Genomic DNA, 26,299 nt, shown 5'->3' with positions numbered 1-26,299 from the left:
CCTCCTAAATCACCGCTTATGGAAAAGGATGCGGATGCGGATTGAGCTGTTCGAATTCAAGCGGCCGTTCAGCATATCCAAGTTCCATCGGAACCTTCAGTATTCTCTCAAGCCCCGTTATGCGGGTAAGATGATGGCCGAATGTCATCGGCAGCATCCCCGGTATCAGCACTTTCACGCAATGTAATCCATTACGTGCAATTTCCGGTGTCGTCTGATCCACCACAATCACCTCGAGTTGCAATCGGCGAAACGCCTGAAGGATATCCTGCAAATCATCCGTCAAGTCCGGACGGTTCACCTTTTCCCCGAATTCTTCAGAGAATGTTCGCATCGGGCGGTCATCATCCAGAAGAAACTGCAGTCGCTCTTCGGCTTGCGGTAAACCGTACAGCATGCCATGATCATCCATTTTCCGTACCAGTGAGGAATCATGCAGCATTTTCTCAACCTCATCCTGATTCTCTTCCAATTTATCGTCAAGTGTCAGCATCATGCCAGCCAACTCGAAGACCGCGCTTTTCACGGCCCGGATCGGGTCCAGATGGGCCCCTGCCGCACATATGATATTCAATCCTTTTTGTTTCCTGTTTTTCGCCAACGCCCATACGCTCGGGATACCATGCTCCATGGTCGAATTAAACAAATGGATATCATACCCCGCAGCCGCCCTTGCCCTGTCAATCATCAGCTCAAGTTCTTTGTCATTAGCAGAATATGGGTCAAGCCGTGTGAGGGGCAGCTGCGCATACCAGGCCAGAAGAAACGAATCACGTTCGACCACTTCCATGATGCCGTAGAAAATGGCCTCCTCCAAACTTCCACCTAAAGCACAGCCATTGGAAGTTTCATAGACAAACCCATGACCGCAGCCCAAGCTGTAATAGGAAAGCAATTCCGGAACCAAGATCGGCCGCTCTTGCAAAAATGAGTGGCCCCACACCCAATCTATCGAGCGGTCAGGATTAAACGGTTGAAACGGGAAATCCCGCTGTGCATAATTTTCCTTCGAGTGCACCCCTATCATGATCGGATCGAGCGCAAAATCTTTAAGGTTATTGTAGCTGTCATGTATGACCGTCCGTTTACCGCGGGGCTCCATTCCGCAATACCGTTCCAACCCCTCCAATATGGCAGTCATCTCACTGACCTCATATGAGAGTGTACGTCCTGCCGCCCCCTCATCTCCTATGAATAAAGGCAAATTAACACTTACATCGGCAAATGGCGGCACAAGGTCTATCATTTTATTATTCAAGAAACCTGTGCGATGGTCCAAGTAATCCTTGGCCAGAACTTCACTCAGCTCCTCCATTGAACGGGTGCGGTAACTGTCGGGACTGATTTTCGGACTTGGCTGCAGCGAAATCCTGGCACGCTCCTTCGAGTCTTCAGGTAATGTTGAGCAAACCGGACACAATGGATCTGGTAAAAATGAGTGCCACGAGCCATTCAGCGTTTTCAAGTTGATGATCGATACACGCCCTTCCGAACGGGCGCATTCTCCGTTCATCGCCTTGTTTACCTCCGCACAAATCACATGGGCCATCTGTAAAAGGCCCGTGCGTGATGCAGCCGCATCACGGTCCATTCCCCCATTTTCCTCCAGCTGTTTGCGGATTTCCCACATTTCTTTTCGATCACGCCCGGCCATGAGATGCCTTTGGTCCGCACACTGTGAGCAGCCAGGAATATCCGGGCGCACCAATGGCCCTATCACTCCTTCTCCAAATGATACGAACCCCCGCAGCCATGGAATCCCCGCTTGCCTTATCACCTCTTCCGCCTCTAAATGGACAGCTGGATTCCAGGCATCTTGCAGCAGAAGGACCATAGCCGTCGTTTGCGGTATTCCTGCCTCGAAATCGGTTTGGCGATTCACCTGATATTGGCCGGACAGGTCCCCATGAACATGGTCGGCCAAAACTCCTTCCCCGACAACCAATACGTCAGTTTTCACCCTGATTCCTCCCCTCGCAAAAACACCCCAAACACTCCTGCCATTTCTTCCTTCAAGAAAGGTTCCAGATTTAATTCAAAAACACAGATCCGCTTACCGTTCTTCTTCAATACTTGAATGGCAGACTGTACTAGTTCGGAATTCCCTTTCACCTCGCATGAAGGAATCACAAGTTTCCGGGGCATCCTTTCTTCCTCAAGAACGGGCGATACCACTATACCTGGATCTGTTAAGCAAACGGTTTGGTTTTGGATTTTCATGACGGCCTTTTGCAAGGCATTCCGTAATGCGATCGTTACATTCAAACCGACAGCTCCGGACCAGCCGTCGCTCGTTCCTGCCCAAACCACCGGGAAACCGGACACTTCCTCACCCAACGCGATGATCGGTTCTCCTTGCAGCCGGGTCAGCGCTTGTAGATAATACCTGCAGCGCTCATCCTCCACTTCAGCCAACTGCACCGTCACGAGTTTCTCCTGGTTGAACCGCTTATTCCCAAACTCTTTATCCAAACTGCTTTGCAGTCCACGGCAAACACATTCAGCGAATGTTCCCCCCGCTCCGACACCGACGGATTCCTTTATATCGCCTGCCCCCTGAAGAGGCGGAAGAGCCGAAACAAGCTGGCTGAGTGATCGGGATACATATGCTTCAACTCCTGCAAGACCTGATTCCCTTCTCGCTTCCTCATGCGTCAAATCTGAACGGATCATTTCGGGCAGCAGTTCGGCCGGACCAGACGATAGCGGATCAACAACCTGAACGCGGCATTGTGCCAACGGCAGCTGCTTTAAATCTCCCTCATCCCAACGATGAAAGATCCCGGATTCCGAGGACGTCAACCGGCTGAAATACATAAACACCTTCCCCGGCTCACTCGGTTCCGATTTCTGTTCGAGCCGAAGATCAAAATCTTCAATCCATGCAGCAGTCCCTTTTCCCGTCACTCCCGGGTGGGGAATGAACGGATGCCATTTTCCCTCCATTGTATCCATATTCAACAGATAAAATTGATTGGCTTGTTCTGCTTTCGTTACGCCAGCAGCATCTTTAAACCATTCGAATACCATTATATTGGCCAACATCGCTCCGGCTGTGGCGGAAAAGGAAGATGGTGCCTGATCCTTTTCCAGTTCAGTTTGATGCAAACGATGCCAAGCTGACTCCCAACACCCATTGGAATCCGGATGGACAAGCGGACCAGCCATGCCTACTTGATTGATGATCAATGCAGGAAACAGTATTTTTTTCCCTTGCCTGCAAACCGAATGAAGTTCTCTTAACTCCTCTATATCCCCCTCTTGTGACACATATAATATGGAGTCAAAAGGCTGCACGATCTCCTGCCATTCAATCTCCTCCCCCTTTTCAAGCACAACCTCCCCTATGGAAACCTCGTCGTCCGTCTTACGCGCATGCGCCACGATTTCATTCAATCTTTTTCTATTGGTCGGTACCGTGTCCGTAATGCAGATATGGAATGCGGGCAATCCGGATTCCATCAGCGAGGACACCAATGAAAGGAACAATGGGCCAGAGCCTATAGCCAACGCCTTTTTCTTTCGATACGTTTCAAAACGGTAAGCCCCGGAATCGCCGCAGCTTTCCAGGAACTCGATTTGTGAAGCATACCTTTCAAGAACTTGATTCCTTAATTGATGGGGACTGTCCTGACTTACATCCCGAACAAATCCATTACCGTACAAAACCTCGGCAATTTCCATCACCCTGTTCCGGTATGGGTCAGGCAATCCGTCCGTCAACTCGCTTAATGTATGGTTCCCGTTGAACATCGGTAATAACTTTTCTATCCACTGGACGATCGAGCTGCCCTCCATACGGAACGAACTTATGTTATTCCTGAAATACACACCTCTGTTCGGTTCCGGAAGAAAAAACGTATCCCTTTTCACTTTCAAACGCATAGAAGGGGTCAAATTCACCATTCCGCTCCTCCTAACCCGATGCATTCTAAGTACTGCTTTTAGCACAGCACTTCACTTTAATCCTATGTACGACAATTTGTCCCTTATGTCTCATGCTATAAAGAAAAGTCCCTGCACATGCAGGGACTTCCTTTAGAAAACCTGGATACTTAACCGGCGCAACGTCCGCAACGACCGCCGCAGTGTCCGCATCCACCGCAGCGACCACAACGACCGCAGCGACCTCCGCAACCAAAGCAACCAAAGCACAAGAAACAGCCAAAACAGCCGAAGCAGCCACCCACACCAATGAATTGTCGGGACGAATCATCCAGATTGTACTGGTTTTGATCCCAAGGAACTGGCTGAGTTACCTGGAAATCATCTACATTCAGATTTTGCAATTGATTTTGAAATTCATACATTTTATATAACCTCCGTCTATTTTTTTAAGGTAGTGCCTAGAACCGGAAACCTGAACGAAATGGTCAGGGAATTTAACACCATATCAAGTATTCCCTCCAACAAATTATGTCAGGGGAGTGGGTATTGCCACTGAATAAAGCGCCTAATTTCCTTGAATCTCCTTAAAACGGTTCAAGACGGAAACAGGATAATCACTATATTAATTATGTGGCTTGGTACAAATGAAAAACTTCGAACAAATCTGTAAGAACCTGGAACTAAGTTGGCAAGCCTAGGATAAAAGCTAGCTTATCAACTTGTACAAGTTAGAACTTAGAACCTCAATATCCTTTTCATCCATGAATTACGATGCTGCCCCAAACAAATAATGTATGAATTCAATCGCGCTTGGAACCAAAATAAAGCCCTTGCACAAACTTATGCAAGGACTTTATTTAATCACTTTGAATTTTCTTTTGGTAAGTCTAATGTTGGAGTGCGATCAAAGAAATTCCACGGTTTTAACATGGCATGTACCCATTCCGTTGGCATCATTGGCCATTCTTCAGCTCGTGCTACATGAGTTGCACCTGTGGTCATCCATACCACATTATCTGTATTGTCAATCGAACCGTTGTCTGCCGAATATTGTGCTAATCCTGTATCTGTTTTGCTGCGGTTCGGATATTTACCTTCCGGATATCGCTCATCCGGGTCATAATTTGTGACCCACAACTGCTTATCCATAAAGTTAACTCGCTTAAAAAGCCAGTCATCATCACTAAATAAGGCTCCTTTGGCAATCGGGTGAGTGCCTCCTGCAAAAGGGATGATTTGATAGGAAACTGGATTTCCTACCTTATTCTCCTTATTAAGATTACTGAACAGCCGAATCGTGGAAGAATCAAATTTTTGAATCGACTCTTGCTCCGTCTTTACTGTTTTTTCTTCTGTTACCATAACACTTTTGCGTGGACCGCCCTCTTGATTTTTTTCTACCTTTGGATTAATTTCCATTAGGGAATTACTTTCGCCATCAACATCTAGGTCAAGCCTGAAATTGTAAATGTGCTGGTGTGTGGTTCCGACAATATTATTATCAAGCAGAGTACCATATTTTGTATCCTCTTTTGCAGTTTTGTCATGCATTGTTTTTGATTTAACGCCTTTTACTGCTTCAATACCGGATGCTCCTACATCAATATTAATTACTCCATTTTGTGATAACTTCCAATCAAAGATATAATCATAGTTTCCTATTGTACTAACCCAGCGGACCACTAATTCACGGCGTTCACGGCTTTGATTTTCTTCTTTAAATGTCGCAAGGTCGGCATGTTTATATTCTGGCCCGGCATATTGTTCAAATACTGCAATCGCATTTTTAATAACGTAAGGATTGCCCGAGTTATCTGCAATTGTTGCATCTAGCAGCACGGCGTTTTCTGGTACGTCAGCTCCAAGTTCTAGCGGTGCAGTTAATGTGCCCATTCCATATTCACCAGCATCCAAATAGGATTTGAAGTACCAGCCAACGTCAGGATCTCCGTAAGGAACGATCATCCCACCCAGCGACCCTTCATACATAATTTTTCTTTTTTTTCCATGGTCATCATAAGTAACGGTTGATAACACAGGTCCTACCCGAGTATCCAATCGCAAGTGGAAATCCCAGTTTTGCCAGCTAATCGTATTACCTTTTATTTCATAGTTCTTGCCTTCAGGCTCAGTAATATTTAGCGGTTTTGCATCGGATTTCTTCTCATAATCTCTTCCATCATATGCGTTTAATTGCATCGGGATTGGAATGACACCTTCATCTTCTATTTTAATAACCGCTTTCTTTTCAAGATCTACAACAGCGACCAAATTTTCAATTGGATGCGCCCAAAAATTACCATCCCCTGTATCCAAATAAGATACTATTTTCAATAGACGCTTATCATGCTCCAATTTATCTTCACCATCGAAATAACCTACTGTCAAAGGGGTCGCAACGACCTTTTTAGGGTCATCTATCCCCCGCTTTTTTAGCGCCTTTGCATAGTCTTCACTTGCTTCAATGGCTCCTTGAACAGTAGCAAAATCATCTAGGATTAACATGCCATGAACGCCGTCCATTTCATTCCATGAAACTAGTTTTTTTGATGATATATTCACTTCACCCTCAATAACTTGTTTGCCATTCAAAGCAATGAACTCTGCTTTTCTTGTAAATGCGTTGTCTTTTTTCTCTTTATCGTACTCCCACTCCCACACTTTCTTTTTTTCGGGAAGCTTCAGTGTAATTTCTGTAAAACGAAGAGTATCTTTATATTTCCCTGCCTCTTTGATTACATTAACCACCGCTTTAATTTCTTTAGGAGTTAAAGGATCTAAAGGATGATAAGCTTCTTTTATTTTAGCTGTTTGTTTGATATCAGGGAGAACTTCATTCACAAAATGATGAGTTACGTAGATTTTCTCACCTTTTTCTATCACGTTTGATTCCAGTGTAATCTCTTTTCCATTAATATACGCTTTATCGGAATCAGGTTTTATTTTTACGACCGTATCATCTTTTTCAATGGTGATTTTCTTTGTAAAAAAACTCCAAAAATCAGATTTAACAGTTGCACCAGTACCTTCTAAAGCTGTTTCTAGCTTAATTAATTCCACTTCACCGCCATGAGCAGAAGCATGGTTATTATGGATTAGTGAGTTAGGAGAGATTATGAAAGTTAGTGCAGTCATTACAATAATTGCTGCTTTGAAAGTTCTTTGCTTTGTTTTCATAGAATGTTTCCTTTCATTTTTTATTTTTAACTTTCATTAGCTAAATATAGTCTTAGCCACCGTACCAATTTAAGCCTTTTTCACCTAAATCAATCCATACACTCTTTGATTGTGTATACATATCCATGGCTTGTGCCCCTAACTCTCTACCAAATCCGCTTTGTTTCATTCCCCCAAAAGGAGTTGTGCTATCTAGCATACTGTACGTATTCACATAGACAGTTCCTGCTTGGATACCGCGCGCCATACGGTGAGCTCTTTTTAAGTCACTGGTCCATATCCCTGAAGCTAAACCGTAAATGGTATCATTTGCTTGTCGTAGAGCATCCTCTTCATCTTTGAAGCGAATAACCGACACAACTGGCCCAAATATCTCTTCACGTGCAATTTTCATTGCGTTGGTTACATCCCCAAAGATGGTAGGTGTGAAATAATATCCATTTTTCTTGCCTCTTTGGCCACCTGTCACTAATTCCGCACCTTCTTCAAGACCAACCGCTACATACTTTTCAATCGTCTTTAACTGTTGTGCGGAAACTTGCGGACCCATTTGTGTTGTCTCTTCAAGGGGATTTCCTACCCGTATTGATTGTACTTTACTAGTAAAAAGATCCATAAATTTATCATAAATACTTTCTTGGACAAATAAACGAGAACCAGAAGCACAAACTTGACCTTGTGCAAAGTAAATGCCGAACATCGCTCCATTAACTGCATCTTCAAGAGCGGCATCGTCAAATACAATGTTAGGTGATTTCCCTCCCAGTTCTAAAGAAACCGGTTTCAAGTTTTTTGTAGCTGCTTGCATAATTAAGCGACCCGTGTCCGTTGACCCCGTAAAAGCAATTTTATCGACGTCTGGATGAGAAGCTAAAGCAGATCCCACGGTTGAACCTGGACCGGTTACAATATTAATCACCCCATCAGGAATACCGGCCTCTTGGAACAGTTTAGCCAGTTCTAAAATACTTGTAGATGTTTCTTTTGCTGGCTTAATAACAATTGTATTTCCAGCAGCTAAAGCAGGAGCTAATTTCCACATCGTCAGCATTAAAGGAAAGTTCCAAGGGACAATGGCGCCAATTACACCTAATGGTTCTTTTAGTGTGTAGTTGAAACGATTGTGAGGTGATGCTAATGTATCGCCCTGAACCTTATTTGCAAGTCCTGCATAGAACTCCAGTACATCTATAGTAGAGGGAAGCGCTATATGCTTGGTTTCATTGATTGGTAAACCATTATCTTTTGATTCTACTTCCGCTAAAAAGTCTGAATTCTCCCGCATTTTCTGAGCTGCTTTATACAGAAGTCTACCTCGGTCACTAGGAGACATAGTCGCCCATTGTCCGGATACGAACGCTTTTCGAGCTGCTTTAACTGCATGGTTTAAATCTTCCTCGCCCCCTTGCGAAACAAGGGCATGAACTTCTCCTGTGCCAGGATTAATCGTTTCAAATGTTTCTCCTGAGAGTGAATCTATCCATTTTCCATCGATAAATAGTTGATATTTTTTCATTTTCTCCACCTCTTATTTATTTTTTTGATCAAACTTCGAAAAGACTAACCAATTTTAAAAGACATAGATTGCTAGGTTTCCTTATGTGATGCATATCTTGAATAAGCTAAAATCTCCTAATTTGTTTACACGCAGCGTTGGAAAGCGATTACATTTTTATGGTTTTTAAACACGGATGATGAACTCTTAAGTAATGCAGGCTGAAATATGCTCATTTATAGTGCTTCTATTTCAGCAAGAGTTAGCGTTTCAACACAAAAACATACAAAAATTCATCAACCGTCACAGAAATGTTATACAAATAAACATTACTCTCCTTCAAATAACCTTAAATCAAAATCAAAATTGTACTATGCATCCACTTATTCAATTTTGATAAGGAGATGTTTATCTTCCTACCTCACACACTGCGGTTTCTTTCATCTCCTTAGGTTAATTTTAAAAAGCCTTTCTAATTTATTAACAATTACATGTAAGTATTTTTATATTATCCAGAAAAATCAGAAAATTTACTATTACCCAAATGGGTCATTTTATATCAAAAAGTAATTCATTTTATTTTAAAATGTTATATAATCAAAAAAAATTAACATGGAGGAAAGCCTATGAAGGAAATGTCTAACCGCAGCTACAAAAAAATTTTATCTTTTATGGATGAAATCACCTTTTCCGATGAAAATTTCCGTGAAAAAGTACTGCAGACTTTCGAAAATTTATTCGGTTACTGCCAATCTATTTTTTGGTTATGTGATGATAATAATGACTTGTTCGAACCTATTACGTTAAATATAGATAAAAATGTTATGGATGATTATCTTAATAACTTTTATCAATTAGATTTGCTAGTACCAAAATATACCATGCAAAAAGCTAGTAAACAGACTGTTATAAAAAACCTTGATTTACTTCCTCCTGAATTATATGAAAAAAGTGTATACTACAATGATTTCATGCTAAAATATGGATTTTATTATGATGTGGGTGTTTTTTTATATGATAAAAACAGTATTAAAGGTTTTCTGAACTTCGTTAGATCCAAAAAGGAGAAGCCTTTTAGTACATCCGATATTATGTGTCTAGAGGTTATTTCCAGGTTCTTATCGCAAAAAACAAGTGATTTCCCCAATCACACTGTAAGCGCTTTCAAAGAAAACCTAATTAATCCTTTGAAAAATAAGAACCTGGCCAGTTCCCAAGATCTCAAACAACCAGATTTAACATTAAAAGAAGCAGAAATATTACAACTGGTTCTAAAAGGGCATACCAATATCACCATTGCCAGCGAACTATTCATTAGTGTTAATACAGTAAAAAGACATTTGCAAAATCTTTATAGAAAGTTTGATGTCTCAAATCGAACAAGTCTATGCTATAAAATTGTTAAACCTTAAACACAATCAAAAAAACCAGAAGGTCCCCAACACCCTTCTGGTTTTCATATTAATTGCCTTACAAGTAACTTTTTTCTTCGTCATTTACAATGAAAAAATCGTTATTATAAAGATTGCCCCTTATTGATGGGAGATTCACTTATGTACTGCCGTGACCAATCAGGCATTTCTTCATGTATAGAATCTTTTATAAGAAGTTACCTTTTGTGCTTAATAGGATTTCCACACATCACTCTTTCCAATTAGTTCTCTAGTTGTTCATAACGATTCCAGTTCACCGATTTTTCCAGCACGATCGATATCAATACGCCCATTATGAGCCCATTCGTCAAAAATGGCAGTAAAAGCGTGGGAACATTCGAAAATGCACTAGGCAGGATATTCATCAAACTCACGCCAATCAATACGGGCACGGCAAGCCTGAATATCGTGTCTGAAGTGAAATGCTGGCCCTTGACGCTGTTGAAAGCCGTTCCGAACAGCTGAAGGTACGCAACGAACAATACGGCATTCCCGACGGTTATCGGCATGGTGGCCAGGAAAGAGATGAAAGGGGGAATGAGCCCAATTATGGTCAATAACATGCCTCCAAGCAAGAAGGGCCTCCGCTCATAGATTTGAGTGCTCTGCAAAAACCCGATGGATGAAGTAAAAGGTGTATACGGAACAAGGCCAAGCAACGGGGCGAAAATGGTAAAACCGCCAGTCATGAATAAAGAATTGCGATACTGCTTGTGTTCAGCTTCATCGCCGATCAATTCCGATGCGGCTTGGATGGAAGCGAATGTGTTGCACAAATTCAGTAATCCTGCAAAAAAGGAAATCGCTATTATCCCGAATTCCAGGTTTGGAGCACCTAATGGGAAAAGTGAAAAAGCGGAACCCGTCGATCCCATTTCTCCCCCGGCCTCCGGAAATAGCAGCTCGTAAAAGATCCATCCCACCATGATTCCGATCAATATGGAGAAATTGCTAATGGTCCTTGGTCCTTTTATCTTTAATATACTTACTAAAAGTACAATCCCCACTGATAGGAAACTGACCGGGATATTAATTTCCCCATTCTCCGTAATCCCCAGCATCCCCTTGAAAAAGACAAAGATGAGCTGGAATGTCAGAAGGAATAAATAAACCGTCATGACCATGGGAGTGAAAATCTTCTGGACATAGGAAATCAGGTTGAAGGCAGCAATAATGAGGGTCACGATGCCAGCTGCAATGAGGCCAGTAGCAATTCCCCCTCCTATCTCAGCATAACCGAGCCCTATGGACGGTGCTGATAACCCCAAATTCAACATCACTCCCCACAATAGACCGGAGTGACCTTCCATGAGTGGATACTTATGCCCCTTCCACCCCTGAAACACGCAAGCGATCCCAGTGAAGATGAGCGAGCTTCTCATGGTCATTTCCGTGACATTGGGAGGAAGATCAAAAGCTGCTCCAATCGATATGGGCACTACTACCGTATTTGCAAAAATAAAAAACAACCATTGAAAAGAAGAAAATAGAGTCACAGAAGAACTCCAACTTTTCATAGATTCCATCTCCTTTGAACATGATACTTTTGAAGCCCATGGTGAATTTCATTGCCCTTCCCTTGAAAAAGGCGATAAGAGAGCACCATGCTTATAAACGCGATCCCCGGACGGGGGCATGCGATATGATAACGTTACCATTAATAGTAACAAAGACTGCGGCTCCCTGCTAATTTGTTTGCTTGTCTTAGGCTGCAAGGCAAATGGACAAGCAGAAGCCAGTCCGTTTAAACGATATCGGGGAAATAACGATAATGACATGGGAGGGGGTCCTTAACCAATATAGAAAAAAAATCACTTCCACAGCATATAACATAAGCAAGTAAAAGTACATGGAAGCCGTTCCATAACCAAAACGAAAAAGGAAATCCGGAAGTATCCAGAAATCCTTTTTGGGTTAGTCTTACCGTTCAATTGACTGCTTTTGTTTATAGAGTGAACCGGAAACCAAGTTTCCTTTGTAAATGACCGCTTTACGTTCAGAACGCCTGGCAACTGCCTCTGCAGAACAGCTTGCGTCAACTAACACCAGACTTGCGGCATCCCCCGCTTTCGGCCATGCCTGGTTACCCTTTTCGTCCAATGGGGTTTTTCCGCCGGTTATATACCCGAGTGCCCGGGAAAGTGAGACTTCATCAACCCATTTGAAACGTTCTGCGAGCCTTCCTGCTCTCTCCAAGATGTCACCATTCCCAAGAGGGGACCATACATCAAAGATATTATCATTTCCTACTGATACTTCAACCCCTCTTTCATGTAATAAATCGACAGGGGGCATCTGCCTGTTAATAGGGACACTGGTGACGATGGAAATCCCCGCATCCTTAAGAATGTCAGCCAGATCACGGGCTTCTTCCTTGGACACGTCCCCGATACCGAAAGCATGGCTTAATGCTACCCTGCCTTCCCAGCCCGCCTGCTTGGTCAGATCTGCCAAACGCTTCATGGTGAATGTGCCCAGATGGCCTGGATCATGCAAATGCAAGTCCACATCGGCGTTCGCTTCCACTGCTAAATCCATCATTTGAACCAGCGATGCTTCAATATTGTTATCGACTGTGGCTGGATCGACCGCCCCGACGATTCCTGCCCCGTTTCGCAATGCTTCCCTGACAAGCTCGACAGAACCGGACCGCAACAATCCGTGCTGCGCAAATGCGACGATTTCTGAACTGAGTCTATGAGAATAGCCAGCAAGCGCCTGTTGTACCTGCTCTAGGTTTTGCAATCCCACTTCCGGATAAATATCAACATGCGTCCGTACATGTGCAGAGCCGGAAGCTAAAAGGATTTCCAGTAAAGATTCTGCACGTTGACGGGTGCTTGTTGCAATGGAAGGCAGAACCCTTTTCTCATTTTCAAAGCGTTCAATGACACTTGAAGAAGGTGTGCACGCTCTCCAAACATCCCCCATCAGTGTCTTATCAAGATGAACATGCTTTTCGATGAAGGATGGTAACGCAAGCAATCCTTTTGCATCCTCCACCGGTAAATCATCATGTATGGCTTCCCCATCTTTGACAATCTTCGTGATCCTTCCATCCTCCATCAACAGATGAAATAGCCCGGTCATCGTTCCTGTTACTCTTTCATTCTCTTTTTGGTAACCACATTCCAAACGAACATTCTTTAACCAATAGATTGTATTCATGATCTTCATCCCTTCTTTAAAATAGATCTTTAATTCGACTCTAAGGCAGATTCGCGATCGAGTCCGCCGTAAACCAGATTTCCATTGACCATAACCGCAGCACGCTTCGATCTCCTGGCAACCGCCTCGGCAGCACATGATGCATCCACAAAAACCATACTTGCGTCATTTCCCACTTTCGGCCATAAACGATTTCCTTCAAGGTCCAGTGTCTTGACCCCTCCCGTAATGAATTGGAGGGATTGGGACAATGCATACTCGTCCTTCCAGTTGTACCTTTCGGCCAACCGGCCTGCCTTTTCCAGCATATCTCCTGTACCGAACGGTGACCAGGAGTCATAAAAGCCATCGCATCCGAGAGCAACATGGACACCTTTTTCATGCAGTGAATCAATCGGCGGAATGACCCGGTTGATCGGAACTGTAGACATGATGGCTATCCCAAGGTTTGATAATTCACAGGCCAGTTCATTTGATTCTCCTGCTGAAACATCACCAAGTGCAAAAGCATGACTGATGGCCACTCTGTTTTTCCACCCTGCTTCATCGATCAAGGAAGCCAGTTTCTTGATCGTATAAAAACCTAGATGACCGGGATCATGTATATGAATATCAATATCCGCATCAAATTCAACGGCCAAATCGACCATTTCAAATAAGGAAGCTTCTATATTATTATCCACGCCCCCTGGATCCAGGCCGCCCACCAAAGACGCCCCTTCTTTCATCGCTTGTCTCATCAATCCTTTTGAATTCGTTCTTAACAGTCCATGCTGCGGGAAAGCAACGATCTCGTACGTCATTTTCCCTTTGAAACGATGCAATGCAATTTGAATCTCCTCCAAGTTCTTCATACCGATGTAAGGGTCGATGTTAACATGCGTCCTTACATGCGTCGCACCGCCGCTTAACAATAGTTGAAGCATCCGTTCAGCCCGGAGCCGACCGGTTTCAGCCAGTTCAGCAAGCTCTTTGGCTTCTAACTTTAAACGTTCGATCAAATTCGGAACCGGAGTGCATGATTTCCATGGCAGTCCTAAATAAGTCTTGTCAAGATGGTTATGCATCTCCTTGAAAGGAGGAAGTGCAAGCAGCCTTCCCGCGTCGTGAACAGGGTCATCCGTTTTCAAAGGCATACTTGAAGCCAATTGCAATTCCTTTATGATCCCATTTTTTATATACATATTGTAGGCAGCTGTCTTCGACCGGTCAATTCGTTCATTCTCAAAAACAAATCCACTATCAAGTATAACGTTTGTAAGCCAGTATGCTTCATTCATCAAATCACTCTCTTTAAAAAAGATTAAACACCTGTCGTCTCAAAAGATGAAATAGATCCGCTGACAACATTGCCCCTGAAGATGACAGCGGCACGTTTTGCCCTTCTAGCCACCGCTTCCGCAGAACAGCCGGCTTCAAGCAACACGATATTCGCCTCATCCCCGACATTAGGCCATGCCTTGCCCCCGTCTTGGTTTAATGGGGTCTTCCCTCCTGTTATGAATTGCAGGCTTTGCGCTAAGGAACGCTCTTCAATCATGCGAAACCTCTCGGCAAGGCGTCCGGCCTTTTCCAGATTGTCCCCGATGCCAAAGGGTGTCCAATGATCAGTGATGCTGTCATTACCCAATTCGACTTTCACCCCTTTTTCATGAAGCAAGGGGATGGGAATCGTTCTGAAGATCGGCACTGTGGATGTAATCGATATTCCTGTTTCCGAAAACCTTTCGGCGATGCCCGTTGCCTCCGGGACTGATAGATCTGCCAGACCGCTTGCGTGGCTAACCGTGACCCTTCCTTGCCAGCCTGCCTCTTCCGTCAGTGAAGCGAGACGCTGCATCGTGAAGAGTCCAAGATGATCCGGATCATGTAAATGGACATCGATATCGGAATTGTGTTCAACCGCGATATCCATGATCGTTTCAAGCGACCGCTCTATATTTTCATCAATGGTGGCGGGATCCACGCCGCCTACCAGATTCGCTCCATTCTTCATGGCCTCCCTTATCAATCCGACGGAATTGCTGCGTAATAGTCCATGCTGTGGAAATGCGACGATTTCATACGACAATTTATCCTTATATCCTTCCAGAGCCTGAATGGTGGCTTCCAAGTTTTTCAGACCGATGACGGGGTCAATGTTGCAATGTGTGCGTATATGGGTAGATCCGAAGTCCAATAATAAATCCAGCATTTTTTCCGCTCTTACTTTAGCGGTAGGCAATAATTCGGGCAGTAAGACCTGCTCTTCTTCTATCCGGGTTTTCACGCCATTAATGGCAGGCATGCAAGCCTTCCACGGACCGCCATAGTAGGTTTTATCAATGTGGATATGCATTTCCTTAAATGAGGGGACCATCAGGAGACCGTGTACATCATGCTGCGGGTCCTGATCCGTTATCGATTCCTTTGCCAATAAAATCGAGGATATTTTTCCATTTTCAATCTTGATGTGGTAATTTCCGGTTTCAGTGCCGGTGATCGTTTCATTTTCATTATAAGTAAAACCATTTTCCAAGCGTACATTCGTCAACCAATATGATTGAGACATTAAACTCACCCTTCCACTTCAGATTGAATATGCATCACTTTCATTATAGTTCTAAAAATCAACAAATAATTTCAGAATTTTTACTCGTTTTTATGTTATTTTTACTTATTGTGCCAAAGAAAAAGGCTCACCCTAATGGATGAACCTTTTCTTCTTATTTGCGCATCACTTTATCGTTACGTCATTTATTTCCAGATAGCCTGAAGGGCTGATTGAAAATCCTTTAACATCTTTCGCGACCGCAGCGACATTTTCTATGACCCTTACAGGAATATACGGGGTGTCACCCATCTCGATTTCCTGTGCCTCTGCGTATAGTTCTTTGCGTTTCTTTTCTTCTTTTTCCTTCCTGGCGGTATCTATTAAACTGTCAACCTTTGGATTGCTGTAAAAGAATGTATTGCCGGCCGCTCCCTGTGAATCCGTATGAAATAGATTATATTGATTATAATCAGCATCGCCGGTCGCGTTTCTCCAACTGATGATGAACATTTCCGACTGCCCTTTATTCACTTGTTCCACGAAGGAACCGTACTCCATCACCTGTACCTTCAAATTAATCCCGATACCTTTTAGTTGGGATTGCAGGACCTCGGCCAAGTTAACTCTTTCTTTACTGTCCATTGTCAGGATGGTTGCATCCAAGCCTTCTGAATATCCGGCTTCGGCCATCAGTTTCTTCGCTTCCTTCAGGTTGTAATCATAGGCTTTTAGATCTTCGTTGTAACCGAATACTTTAGAGCCCATCAAGGAGTTCGCCTTCACGCCGACATTATTAAAGACACCCTTGATGATCGAGTCCATTTCAATGGCATGGGCGATGGCTTTGCGGACCCTTACATCCTTGAACGGTTCTTTAGTGACATTGAACCCTAAATATTCGGTACCATACCCTTCACTGCGGTAAACATCCATTGCAGGTGAAGATTCAACCTGGTCCATGACAGCTACGGGAAGAGGTTCTGCGATTTGCGCTTCACCGGTTTCAATCATCGATATCCTCGTGGAATCTTCCGGGACGACCTTGAAGATGACCTTGTCCACTTTTGGCTCGTCTCCCCAATAGCTGTCGTTTTTCGTCAATGTGATTTCCTGGCCTGGGGACCATGAATCAAAAACGAAAGGACCGGTGCCATTCGGTTCCTGGATGATCTTTTTGCCGTACTTTTCAATCGTTTTCGGACTGATGATTCCGCCTTCGTGATTCGCCAATATGGAAAGGAGGGGGGAAAACGGTTCCTTTAAAATGAATTGCACGGTAAATTCATCAACTGGTTTCACCTCTTTTACCATTTCGAACACTACTGCCCTCGGAGAAGCGACCTTCGGATCTAATAGTCGATCAAACGTCTTTTTTACTGCGTCCGCATTAAATGGCGTGCCATCATGAAACTTTACATCTTCCCTAAGCTTGAATTCCCATGTCGTGTCATTTATTTGCTTCCATTTTTCTGCTAGCATTGGCTGTATCTCACTATTCTCATCCCGTTGTACAAGACCTTCATAGATTTTATGGTGAGTGACGCTAGCGGCGTTAATCGTGGACATGAACTGCTGATCCAAATTCTCAGCGTCGGATAAGCGGGCAATGACCAATGTACCCCCTTCGTTTGATGCCCGGTTCGGATCACTTGCCGTTGTGTTTACGTCATTGTTAGACGAACAGCCCGTAATGATGATAGCCATGATCATGACTAGAAAAAGCTTACCTGTCCCACGTTTTAACCCCATGGTCTTCTACCTCCCAATTTCATTTTTCGAACATTTATCTAATTATAGTAAATATTCTGACTATTCTTTTCGAATATCTTTACTATGTTTTTCATTTTCTTTACTTGTTGTCAAGGATAGCTTCCGTCTCGCTTATCGATTCCACGACCTTGAATGATGGCTTAAACAATTCTTTCTCGGGAAGCTCCTGATAATCTCTTTCCATATATCCTCTTCTCATCTTCTTAAAATATTGTTGCCCCTTATATTTGATTTCCGTCAAATCCAGATTGGGGATCATTTGATCCTTCATGACTACCTTTCCATTTATGATCGATAATTTAACGTCCCTTCCAGAACCGCTTACGAACATGGTTCGGATGGGATCATCGATTATCCCCATATGAAAACCGTCCAAGTCAATCGCGATGATATCCGCCTTGGCCCCCGCTGCGATGCGTCCTAAGTCGTTCCTGCCAAGAAAAGCGGCCGCATCCAGTGTGGCTGACCGAAAGAAATCGGCATAGACAGAGCCTTCCGTTTCTCCTTCCACCATCCGTGAGAGCATGCTGCCTGCCCGAACGTTCTGGAACATATCAGGAGGGAATGTGTCCGTTCCAAGGGCAATATTGATCCCAGCCCGTTTATATTTAGCAAAAGATTCTAACGCCTCCCCATGCCTCCCGATGATCAGAGGGCAATGAATCACCGTTGTATTCGTTTCTCGGAGCAGCGCCAAGTCATCACCCTGTCCATATTTCGCTTTACTATATCCTGAAACAAAGTGGGCATGCGGGATTCCTGTTCTTGGTCCTAGAAAGCCAAGGTCGTACAAATATCTGATCGGTGTAACTTGATGGGCTTTCCAAATGGTGTTGAATTCAAAACTTCCTTGTGCAGCATGCAGCTTTATCGGTACGTCCAATTTTTCGCTGTAATATTTAATCTGTTTTAATTGATCTGCCGTTTGGGTTTCTATACGTTCCGGTGCAAACATCCCTCTGACCATGCCTTCATAAGCCCCATCGAATTTTCCCACAAACTCGACCGCTTTCCATAAACCCGCTTCCCCGGCTTTTTCATCCCAATGCAGTTTAATATTCCCGTCAGGCTGGACGACTCTCATTCCTGATTGGAAACTCGGTCCAAGGTAAATCCTTAACCCCAATCCAGCTGCATGCTCTGCGGCAGCTGCCAATTCATCATAGGTTTCAGCCCAGCTTTTATAAAAAACGGAAGTAATGGGCATCGCCGTCGTCACGCCATGAAGAATGAGTTGTGAATAAGCATATAGTGATTTAAACGCTTCTTCTTCCCCAGTCATCCATTCAGGATGTCCGCTTTTAACATAATTCTCTGACCAGAGAAGGTTTTTCTGTCTGTCGGCATCGGCTTCAAAATGTAAAATATCATGGTCAATGTCCCCTAATGCATTTAAATCTATGAACCCGGGACTGATAATGGCATTACCGGCATCCATTACTTCGTCCACTTCACCTGGATAATTTTTTCCGACATACAGAATCGTTTCTTTTTCATAAACGATTTCCGCGTTTTCCAAAATGACATGATCGCATCCATCATACCCAATTACATATCTTCCTTTAAGCTTGGTTTTCATCTTATTCCCCTTTCACCATCGCGGCAGCGTCTTCTCTTTCGTCATATCGCTTTTCATCTACATATGCCCTGGCATGGCCCCAGAAATATTTCGTCGGTTGCATGTACTTTTCGAGCCCCGCACGCTTTATCGTTGAAAAGGCCTCCTCATTCGCTTCATCCAGCACTGTACTTTCATGGACCGTCCGTACATTCCTCCCTTCCATGATCAATTTCCCATCCACGATGACATGCTCCACATCATTCGCCACTGCTTGAAATACAAGCCGGTGAACATGCATGAATTCAGGGGTCAGATGAGGCTGATGCAGATTGACCGTAATGACATCCGCTTTTTTCCCGATCTCAAGGGAGCCTATTTCATCATCCCAGCCAATGCATTTCGCAGCATCTATCGTAATCATTTCCAACAGCTTGCCCGGCGGTAAATAATAGTAGTCCCTAAGCGCTGCCTGGTGAACAAACTGTGTTTTCCTCATTGCCTGAAACATATCGAAACTTGTGGAGGGGGAAGTCCCATCCGTGGAGATTGCCACAGTTGCACCCATCTCCAATAATTCAGTTATCGGGGTCCGGGCATGAACCTGGCCAAATCCAGGTGATGCACTGACGTTGGTACCTGTTTCAGCCAGTATTCTTGCCTCATCGAAGGAAATGCCCCGGCAGTGCTGTAAATGGACATCTGGACCCAATAGGGCATTTTCCTTATCCTGTATCGCTAAATGAACCATCCCGCCAAAGGCATCAGAGTGAATGCGTGTGTTATATTTCCTGGCAATCTCCCTTATTTTCTTCGCCTGATAAAGGTCATGATCAGTCAGACCATAAAGCCTGTCAGGAGATGTGGGATTGGAGGGATCCACGGATGTCACGATGACAAATGGTGTTATGAAGGCTCTCGTGCGGTCTTCATTCGCATGGTTCAGCGCCTCGATTACAGCTTCCGCCCCCTGTAACACTTCTTCATAAGAAACTTCCTTCACCACTCTCTTTCCGTCAACCCACCGGCTGAATGAATGGGGCCATGGGGGATTGCAAGGACCTGTGCATACCACTTCCCTGATCCCCACTTCGGCGTATGCTTTTGCATGATTGATGGCAAAAATCGGTTCATCGGAACGCGGCATGGATCCTAACACGCTCACTCCAGTCGTCACGCCCGCCTTCAATCTCTCAAGGGAGGATAGCTTTCCTTCGTAATACCAAAAGTCATCTGTAACAAAATGCTTATACGCATTCGTCATGATCGGCATCCAAAAATCAATATTCTCCATTGCGATCGTTTTGAACATGGAATGACCCCCATGCCCATGAACATCTATCAATCCCGGCAATATGCATTGATGGCTGCAATCGATGACTTTTACAGCCTCATACTGCAATTTCAGTTTTTCGGTGGAATCAACGGCTAAAATCCTTCCTTGATGTATGGCGACGGCGCCATCCGGGAGAATTCTCCTATCTTGATCCATGGTTATCACGGTCCCATGGATTAGCAGTAAATCTATCATATTTTCCCCTCCTAATTGAGAAGACAGCATAACGTCCTTATGCTGCCTTCCTTTTTGTGATGAATTCCTACTTCACGGTTACATCATCAAGCATTAAATAATTGGCCGGATTCAGCCAAAGTCCTTTAACCGTTTCGCCATATACGGCCAAGTGTTCATAATTACGGATAGGAACATATGGTACTTCTTCCCTTTCAATGGCTTGCGCCTTCGAATATAGTTCCTTACGTTTATCGCCATCCGATTCTTTACGTGCATTTTCAATCAATTTATCCACTTCCGGGTTGCTGTAGAATGCACTATTTCCCGCAGCACCTTGGGATTTAGTATTGAAAAGATTGAATTGATTATAATCTCCATCCCCGGTAGCATTGCCCCAGCCGCCTATCGTTACCTGGTGCTCACCCTTGGCTGTCGCGTCAATGTAAGCCCCATACTCAAGGACTTGAATCTTGACCTTGATTCCAATCCCTTTTAACTGGGATTGAATCACCTCGGCCATATTGATCCTTTCCTTGCGATCACTCGTCGTCAATGTAAACTCCAAACCATCCTTGACCCCTGCTTCAGTCAAGAGCTTCTTCGATTCATTAATATCATAGTCGTAGCCTTTTATATCCGGATCATAACCAAACACCTTTGGGCTCATTGTTGAACTTGCCCTCGTACCGACGTCGTTATAAACCCCTTTGATAATGGAATCCACCTCGATGGCATGAGCGACCGCCTTGCGGACCCGTACATCATCAAAAGGTTTTTTCTTAACATTGAAGCTTAAGTATTCAACGGCAAGTCCTTCCGTGCGATATAAATCCATCGTGCCCGACGCTTCGATCCTATCAATCTCCGTGACTGGCACTTGATCTGTCACATGTGCTTCACCCGTTTCAATCATCGCAATCCTTGTGGCATCTTCAGGGACAACCTTGAATACGACCCCATCGATCTTAGGCTTATCCCCCCAGTATTCCTTGTTTTTCGAAAGTGTGATTTCTTCACCAGGCTTCCACGATTTAAAGACGAATGGTCCTGTACCGACGGGGTTTTGAGCCAATTTGTCACTATTTTCCTTAATGGCTTTGGGGCTGATGATGCTTCCTTCATTACTTACTAAAATCGATAACAGCGGAGCATAAGGATATTTCAGCTTGAATTGTACGGTCGTTTCGTCAACGACTTTAATTTCTTTGATCATTTCCAATTTACCAGCCTGCGGCGAAGCTGTTGCCGGGTCCAGTATCCTGTCGAAATTGGTTTTCACCGCTTCAGCATTGAATGGTGCCCCATCATGGAACTTGACTCCCTCCTGCAATTTGAACTCCCACGTGACATCATCCAGTTGTTTCCACTCTTTTGCGAGGAGCGGTTTAGGATTCATGTTTTTGTCAGGAACGACCAATGTTTGATAAACCTTTTCATAAATGACGTTTGCAGATGGAATGTCTGTTATGAAATGAGGGTCCAAGGTGGTCGCGTCAGATAATCGCGCGACGATCAGCGTTCCTCCTTCTTTCGCTTTTTCCTCTGTTTCCTTGCTTCCGGATTGTTCTGTTGCACACCCTGATAAAATGGATGAGATGCCTAATAAAGAGGCAAAAAGCAACCCAATCATACCTTTTCTCATTCTATTTCCTCCCTTTTCATCCTCCCTTTGTTTCTCCAAGTAACTTTCAGCTACGGGTACATCGGGCTTAATGTAAATTATAAAAAAAAACGGAATTTTATATTTTCAGAATCTTTACTCATTTTTAAATTATCTTTACTGCTTTTCCGCATCATATTTACTTCAATTCCTTTTTTGAATAAATTGAATGAAAGAAAAGGAGGAAGTCCAATGAAGCCAGAGGTCGTAATCAATAATACCGAATTGAATGTAAACGAAAGAAAATCTCCGAAACTAAGACACTGGAAGGCTTTTTATAAAAAATTCAAACGAAATAAATTGGCATTGGTAGGCGGGTACATCGTACTTTTTTATATTTTATTGGCTATCTTTGCACCTTTGATCTCACCGCAGGATCCGTATGAAATTGATTTAGTCAACAAACTCCAGCCTCCGTCAGCCGAACATTTGATGGGTACGGATGATAAGGGAAGGGATATTTTAAGCAGATTATTATATGGGACAAGGCTTTCATTAACGGTCGGGTTTGTCTCTGTATTCTTCGGGGCGTTCATTGGCATACTCCTCGGGTTAACAGCCGGTTATTACGGAAAATGGATCGATACCGTCATCATGAGGATTGTCGATGTTCTGCTGGCTTTCCCGGGAATTTTGCTTGCTCTTGCCATCATCAGTGCCCTTGGTCCAAGTTTAATCAATGTAATGGTAGCGGTCGGCGTCTTTTCCATACCGATGTTTGCCCGGATTGTACGCGGCTCCACATTGTCAGTAAGGAAGCTGGAATATATCGATGCCATTCGTGCATTGGGTGCCACTGACATCACGATCATATGCAAGCATATTTTTCCGAATATTCTATCACCAGTCATCGTTCAAGCCACATTACGTCTGGCAACGGCCATTCTGTCCGCAGCCGGATTATCATTTCTGGGACTTGGAGCCCAGCCGCCCTCGCCAGAATGGGGAGCGATGCTGAGCAGCGGCCGGGATTATTTGTTCAGCGCCCCCCACATCGCTTTGTTTCCGGGGATAGCGATATCAACACTGGTACTTGGATTCAACATCTTCGGGGATGGACTAAGAGATGCCCTTGATCCAAGAATGAAAAAATAAGGAGGAGAGAAAATGTTCGTATTTATTATCCGACGGGTACTTCAAACCATACCGGTTTTACTGGGAGTGAGTCTTGTTGTTTTCCTCATCATGCAAATGGTCCCTGGAGATCCGGCAACACTGCTTGCTGGTGAAGGAGCAACTAAAGAAACGATTGAATCGCTGCGGCATGAGCTTGGCTTGGATCGTCCAATCCTCTATCAGTATGTCGACTATATCCTCCATGCCGTTCAAGGCGACTTCGGGGAATCACTCCGCAGCAGCCGCCCTGTTTTGGACGAAATCATGGTCCGCTTGCCCATCACCCTTGAACTGGCACTTGCCAGCATTTTCATAACCGTCGTGCTTGGAATGATTGCAGGAATCATCTCGGCCACCAAACAATACTCGGCAGCTGACATTTCCATCATGATCGTTGCTTTACTGGGAATCTCATTACCTAGTTTTTGGCTGGGCCTCATGCTTATCTACTTCTTTTCCGTGAACCTTCATTTGTTTCCGGTTTCAGGTTGGGGAACTTTCAGGCACATGATACTCCCAGCCATAACCCTTGGGGCAGGCGGAGCGGCCATTGTCGCAAGGATGACCAGGTCGAGCATGCTTGAAGTCGTTCGCCAGGACTACATCCGGACCGCAAGAGCCAAGGGATTAAAAGAATACATCATCATTTATAAACATGGCCTGAAAAATGCGCTTATCCCCGTCATTACAGTCGTTGGCCTCCAGTTCGGCGCACTCCTTGGCGGCACTGTTTTGACAGAGTCCGTTTTTGCCATCAATGGACTTGGGAGATTGATAGTCGATGCAATCAGAACGAGGGATTTGCCGATGGTCCAAGGCGGGGTCCTCATTGCTTCCGTTATCTTCGTATTCATGAATTTAGCAGTGGATGTCCTCTATCGATACTTTAACAAAAGAATAGACTTGAACTAAGGAGGTATGATGATGAAACAGGTTGATGATAAAATTCTGGAGGTAAAAAATCTGCAGACCCACTTTTTCACTGACGAAGGAACGAGTAAAGCAGTCAACGGAATCAGTTTCTCCCTTAATAAAGGGGAAACGCTTGGAATCGTCGGGGAGTCGGGAAGCGGGAAAAGCATAACATCTCTATCATTATTAAGGCTCATTCCATCGCCACCCGGCAAGATTGCCGGTGGCAGCATCCTTTTTAAAGGCGAGGATTTGCTTACGAAGTCTGAAAAACAGATGCGGTCCATACGCGGGAATGAAATTTCGATGATATTTCAGGAACCGATGACATCATTGAATCCTGTATATCCAGCGGGCGAGCAAATTGCGGAAGCGATCCGGCTCCATCAAAAGCTGGGAAAAAAGGAAGCATGGAATAAAGCGGTCGACATGCTTCGGCTCGTCGGCATCCCCTCACCCGAAAAAAGGGCAAAACAGGAGCCGCATGAGCTAAGCGGCGGAATGAGGCAAAGGGTCATGATCGCCATGGCACTTGCCTGCCATCCTGAGGTTTTAATAGCGGATGAACCTACAACAGCACTGGATGTGACGATCCAGGCTCAAATCCTCGAACTGATCAAGACGCTGCAAAAGGATTTCGGGACGGCAGTCATTTTGATCACTCATGATTTGGGTGTCGTATACGAAACTTGTGACCGGGTTGCCGTCATGTACGCTGGAAAAATCGTCGAATACACTTTGGCCAAGGAAATATTCACAAACCCAAAACATCCATACACCATTGGCTTATTGAACTCCCTTCCGCGTCTGGACATGGACCAGGAAGAACTGACTACAATCCCCGGGACCGTTCCAAGTCCTTACAACATGCCCAAGGGCTGCAGCTTCGCTCCCCGCTGTGCACATGCGAGAGACATCTGTGAGCGGGCCGTACCGGATCTCCAAGCTATCGGGCCAAGCACCGAGGTCAGCTGCTGGATGTTCACACCCCAATGGGAGAAGGAATATGACGCTCAAGAGAAGGTGGGAATGTAATGATGGGAGTACCTGCTGCAGAGAAAAAGGTTCTGCTTAAAGTGGACCAATTGAAACAATATTTTCCGATCAAGGGCGGTTTTTTCGGAAGAACCATCAATCATGTTAAAGCCGTTGATGACATCACCTTCGATATCCATCAGGGCGAGACCTTAAGCATCGTCGGCGAATCCGGCTGCGGAAAGTCGACTACCGGAAGGGCCATCCTTCGATTGGATGAACCAACAAGCGGGAGCATTCACTTTCAGGATAAGGATTTACTGAGTTTAGGAAAAAAAGAAATGAGGCGTACCAGGAAGGATCTGCAAGTCATTTTTCAAGACCCATTCGCCTCCCTCAATCCGAGGCAGACGATCGGCCAAATTCTCGGGGAAGCTTTGGCCATTCAAAATGTAGTGCCTAAAGAAAACCGAAAGAGCCGAATTGAGGAATTATTGGGACATGTCGGTCTGAGACCGGAATCCATGGAAAGATACCCGCATGAATTCAGCGGCGGCCAGAGACAGCGGGTCGGCATTGCGCGGGCTCTTGCAGTGGACCCAAAATTGATCATATGTGACGAAGCTGTATCTGCACTGGATGTCTCCATTCAGGCGCAAGTGCTGAATTTATTAAAATCCTTACAGCGCCAGTTCGACCTCACCTTTCTTTTCATCTCGCATGATTTAGGCGTGGTCAGGCATATCTCGGATCGGGTAATGGTCATGTATCTCGGAAAGATAGTCGAAATAGCCGATAAAAAGTCCATTTTCGAACAGCCGCAGCATCCATATACAAGGGCATTGCTATCGGCCATCCCAGTACCGAATCCTGTGCATGAAAGGGAACGGATCCTATTGACGGGCGATGTCCCCTCACCCATCGACCCTCCAAGCGGCTGCCGCTTCCATACACGGTGCCCTTTTGTTCAGGATATCTGCAAAACACAGCTGCCCGAACTAAAAAGATCGGCACAAAATCATCAAGTGGCTTGTCACATCGTGTCATAAGCTGTAGATTTCCGAAGAGGTCTTTAGTAAGATATTAATAAACAGAATCATT

The 26,299-nt window shown here is 44.5% G+C and carries 18 protein-coding genes; 5 read left to right on the top strand and 13 right to left on the bottom strand.

Annotated elements, in window-relative coordinates:
- Nucleotides 1-16: 16 nt before the first annotated feature.
- The 5 genes from ACQKNS_RS09540 to ACQKNS_RS09520 form a co-directional block, all read right to left on the bottom strand.
- Nucleotides 17-1,960, bottom strand: coding sequence for a TOMM precursor leader peptide-binding protein (locus ACQKNS_RS09540; RefSeq protein ID WP_427642369.1), 1,944 nt, complete (start codon nt 1,958-1,960; stop codon nt 17-19).
- Nucleotides 1,957-3,906: a putative thiazole-containing bacteriocin maturation protein gene (locus tag ACQKNS_RS09535; RefSeq protein ID WP_427642367.1), complete on the bottom strand. Its 1,950-nt coding sequence runs from the start codon at nt 3,904-3,906 to the stop codon at nt 1,957-1,959. The genes ACQKNS_RS09540 and ACQKNS_RS09535 overlap by 4 nt, the downstream gene beginning before the upstream one ends.
- Before the next feature lie 149 nt (nt 3,907-4,055).
- Nucleotides 4,056-4,310: a heterocycloanthracin/sonorensin family bacteriocin gene (locus tag ACQKNS_RS09530; RefSeq protein ID WP_427642365.1), complete on the bottom strand. Its 255-nt coding sequence runs from the start codon at nt 4,308-4,310 to the stop codon at nt 4,056-4,058.
- A 439-nt stretch (nt 4,311-4,749) separates the two neighbouring features.
- Nucleotides 4,750-7,065 (bottom strand): stalk domain-containing protein, encoded by a 2,316-nt coding sequence (locus ACQKNS_RS09525; protein WP_427642363.1) that lies wholly within the window; start codon nt 7,063-7,065, stop codon nt 4,750-4,752.
- 52 nt (nt 7,066-7,117) lie between these two features.
- Nucleotides 7,118-8,581 carry an aldehyde dehydrogenase family protein gene (locus ACQKNS_RS09520; protein WP_427642361.1) on the bottom strand — a complete coding sequence of 488 codons (1,464 nt, stop codon included), beginning with the start codon at nt 8,579-8,581 and terminating at the stop codon, nt 7,118-7,120.
- Nucleotides 8,582-9,186: 605 nt separating this feature from the next.
- Here ACQKNS_RS09520 and ACQKNS_RS09515 point away from each other — a divergent pair.
- Nucleotides 9,187-9,972 (top strand): response regulator transcription factor, encoded by a 786-nt coding sequence (locus ACQKNS_RS09515; RefSeq protein ID WP_427642359.1) that lies wholly within the window; start codon nt 9,187-9,189, stop codon nt 9,970-9,972.
- A 242-nt stretch (nt 9,973-10,214) separates the two neighbouring features.
- On the opposite strand, the gene ACQKNS_RS09510 is transcribed toward ACQKNS_RS09515, so the two are convergent.
- The 8 genes from ACQKNS_RS09510 to ACQKNS_RS09475 form a co-directional block, all read right to left on the bottom strand.
- Nucleotides 10,215-11,510 carry a uracil/xanthine transporter gene (locus ACQKNS_RS09510; protein ID WP_427642357.1) on the bottom strand — a complete coding sequence of 432 codons (1,296 nt, stop codon included), beginning with the start codon at nt 11,508-11,510 and terminating at the stop codon, nt 10,215-10,217.
- Between the two features lie 403 nt (nt 11,511-11,913).
- The gene (locus ACQKNS_RS09505) at nt 11,914-13,161 is read right to left on the bottom strand and encodes an amidohydrolase (protein WP_427642355.1); all 1,248 of its coding nucleotides are present in this window, start codon (nt 13,159-13,161) and stop codon (nt 11,914-11,916) included.
- Nucleotides 13,162-13,190: 29 nt separating this feature from the next.
- Nucleotides 13,191-14,441 (bottom strand): amidohydrolase family protein, encoded by a 1,251-nt coding sequence (locus ACQKNS_RS09500; RefSeq protein ID WP_427642353.1) that lies wholly within the window; start codon nt 14,439-14,441, stop codon nt 13,191-13,193.
- 23 nt (nt 14,442-14,464) lie between these two features.
- The gene (locus ACQKNS_RS09495) at nt 14,465-15,712 is read right to left on the bottom strand and encodes an amidohydrolase family protein (RefSeq protein ID WP_427642351.1); all 1,248 of its coding nucleotides are present in this window, start codon (nt 15,710-15,712) and stop codon (nt 14,465-14,467) included.
- A gap of 165 nt (nt 15,713-15,877) precedes the next feature.
- On the bottom strand, nt 15,878-17,443 hold the full coding sequence (locus ACQKNS_RS09490; protein ID WP_427642350.1) for a glutathione ABC transporter substrate-binding protein: 1,566 nt from the start codon (nt 17,441-17,443) through the stop codon (nt 15,878-15,880).
- A 100-nt stretch (nt 17,444-17,543) separates the two neighbouring features.
- Complete coding sequence (locus ACQKNS_RS09485) at nt 17,544-19,043, bottom strand: chlorohydrolase family protein (protein WP_427642348.1); 1,500 nt, start codon at nt 19,041-19,043, stop codon at nt 17,544-17,546.
- 1 nt (nt 19,044) lies between these two features.
- Nucleotides 19,045-20,553 (bottom strand): amidohydrolase family protein, encoded by a 1,509-nt coding sequence (locus ACQKNS_RS09480; RefSeq protein ID WP_427642346.1) that lies wholly within the window; start codon nt 20,551-20,553, stop codon nt 19,045-19,047.
- A gap of 67 nt (nt 20,554-20,620) precedes the next feature.
- The gene (locus ACQKNS_RS09475) at nt 20,621-22,177 is read right to left on the bottom strand and encodes a glutathione ABC transporter substrate-binding protein (protein WP_427642344.1); all 1,557 of its coding nucleotides are present in this window, start codon (nt 22,175-22,177) and stop codon (nt 20,621-20,623) included.
- A gap of 210 nt (nt 22,178-22,387) precedes the next feature.
- On the opposite strand from ACQKNS_RS09475, the gene nikC reads away from it, so the two are divergent.
- The 4 genes from nikC to ACQKNS_RS09455 are packed head-to-tail and all read left to right on the top strand — an operon-like array spanning nt 22,388 to nt 26,247.
- Nucleotides 22,388-23,290, top strand: a complete 903-nt coding sequence (gene nikC / locus ACQKNS_RS09470) for a nickel transporter permease (protein ID WP_427642342.1) — start codon at nt 22,388-22,390, stop codon at nt 23,288-23,290.
- Between the two features lie 12 nt (nt 23,291-23,302).
- Entirely contained in the window at nt 23,303-24,223 is a 921-nt protein-coding gene (gene nikB, locus ACQKNS_RS09465; RefSeq protein WP_141994078.1) for a nickel ABC transporter permease, read from the top strand.
- 12 nt (nt 24,224-24,235) lie between these two features.
- Nucleotides 24,236-25,258, top strand: coding sequence for an ABC transporter ATP-binding protein (locus ACQKNS_RS09460; RefSeq protein WP_427642339.1), 1,023 nt, complete (start codon nt 24,236-24,238; stop codon nt 25,256-25,258).
- Entirely contained in the window at nt 25,258-26,247 is a 990-nt protein-coding gene (locus tag ACQKNS_RS09455) for an ABC transporter ATP-binding protein (RefSeq protein WP_427642337.1), read from the top strand. The genes ACQKNS_RS09460 and ACQKNS_RS09455 overlap by 1 nt, the downstream gene beginning before the upstream one ends.
- Nucleotides 26,248-26,299 lie beyond the last annotated feature (52 nt).

The organism is Peribacillus sp. NPDC094092, from assembly GCF_050279365.1.
In the GTDB taxonomy this organism is placed as follows: domain Bacteria; phylum Bacillota; class Bacilli; order Bacillales; family DSM-1321; genus Peribacillus.
Note: the sequence above shows the minus strand (reverse complement) of the source record. Positions and strands in the feature narration are given on the sequence as shown.

Excerpts from the sequence above, each read along its gene's own strand:
- ACQKNS_RS09535 (WP_427642367.1), bottom strand. The coding sequence starts at position 3,906 with ATGGTGAATTTGACCCCTTCTATGCGTTTGAAAGTGAAAAGGGATACG.
- ACQKNS_RS09530 (WP_427642365.1), bottom strand. The coding sequence starts at position 4,310 with ATGTATGAATTTCAAAATCAATTGCAAAATCTGAATGTAGATGATTTC.
- ACQKNS_RS09525 (WP_427642363.1), bottom strand. The coding sequence starts at position 7,065 with ATGAAAACAAAGCAAAGAACTTTCAAAGCAGCAATTATTGTAATGACT.
- ACQKNS_RS09520 (WP_427642361.1), bottom strand. The coding sequence starts at position 8,581 with ATGAAAAAATATCAACTATTTATCGATGGAAAATGGATAGATTCACTC.
- ACQKNS_RS09515 (WP_427642359.1), top strand. The coding sequence starts at position 9,187 with ATGAAGGAAATGTCTAACCGCAGCTACAAAAAAATTTTATCTTTTATG.
- ACQKNS_RS09510 (WP_427642357.1), bottom strand. The coding sequence starts at position 11,510 with ATGAAAAGTTGGAGTTCTTCTGTGACTCTATTTTCTTCTTTTCAATGG.
- ACQKNS_RS09505 (WP_427642355.1), bottom strand. The coding sequence starts at position 13,161 with ATGAATACAATCTATTGGTTAAAGAATGTTCGTTTGGAATGTGGTTAC.
- ACQKNS_RS09500 (WP_427642353.1), bottom strand. The coding sequence starts at position 14,441 with ATGAATGAAGCATACTGGCTTACAAACGTTATACTTGATAGTGGATTT.
- ACQKNS_RS09495 (WP_427642351.1), bottom strand. The coding sequence starts at position 15,712 with ATGTCTCAATCATATTGGTTGACGAATGTACGCTTGGAAAATGGTTTT.
- ACQKNS_RS09490 (WP_427642350.1), bottom strand. The coding sequence starts at position 17,443 with ATGGGGTTAAAACGTGGGACAGGTAAGCTTTTTCTAGTCATGATCATG.
- ACQKNS_RS09485 (WP_427642348.1), bottom strand. The coding sequence starts at position 19,043 with ATGAAAACCAAGCTTAAAGGAAGATATGTAATTGGGTATGATGGATGC.
- ACQKNS_RS09480 (WP_427642346.1), bottom strand. The coding sequence starts at position 20,553 with ATGATAGATTTACTGCTAATCCATGGGACCGTGATAACCATGGATCAA.
- ACQKNS_RS09475 (WP_427642344.1), bottom strand. The coding sequence starts at position 22,177 with ATGAGAAAAGGTATGATTGGGTTGCTTTTTGCCTCTTTATTAGGCATC.
- nikC (WP_427642342.1), top strand. The coding sequence starts at position 22,388 with ATGAAGCCAGAGGTCGTAATCAATAATACCGAATTGAATGTAAACGAA.
- nikB (WP_141994078.1), top strand. The coding sequence starts at position 23,303 with ATGTTCGTATTTATTATCCGACGGGTACTTCAAACCATACCGGTTTTA.
- ACQKNS_RS09460 (WP_427642339.1), top strand. The coding sequence starts at position 24,236 with ATGAAACAGGTTGATGATAAAATTCTGGAGGTAAAAAATCTGCAGACC.
- ACQKNS_RS09455 (WP_427642337.1), top strand. The coding sequence starts at position 25,258 with ATGATGGGAGTACCTGCTGCAGAGAAAAAGGTTCTGCTTAAAGTGGAC.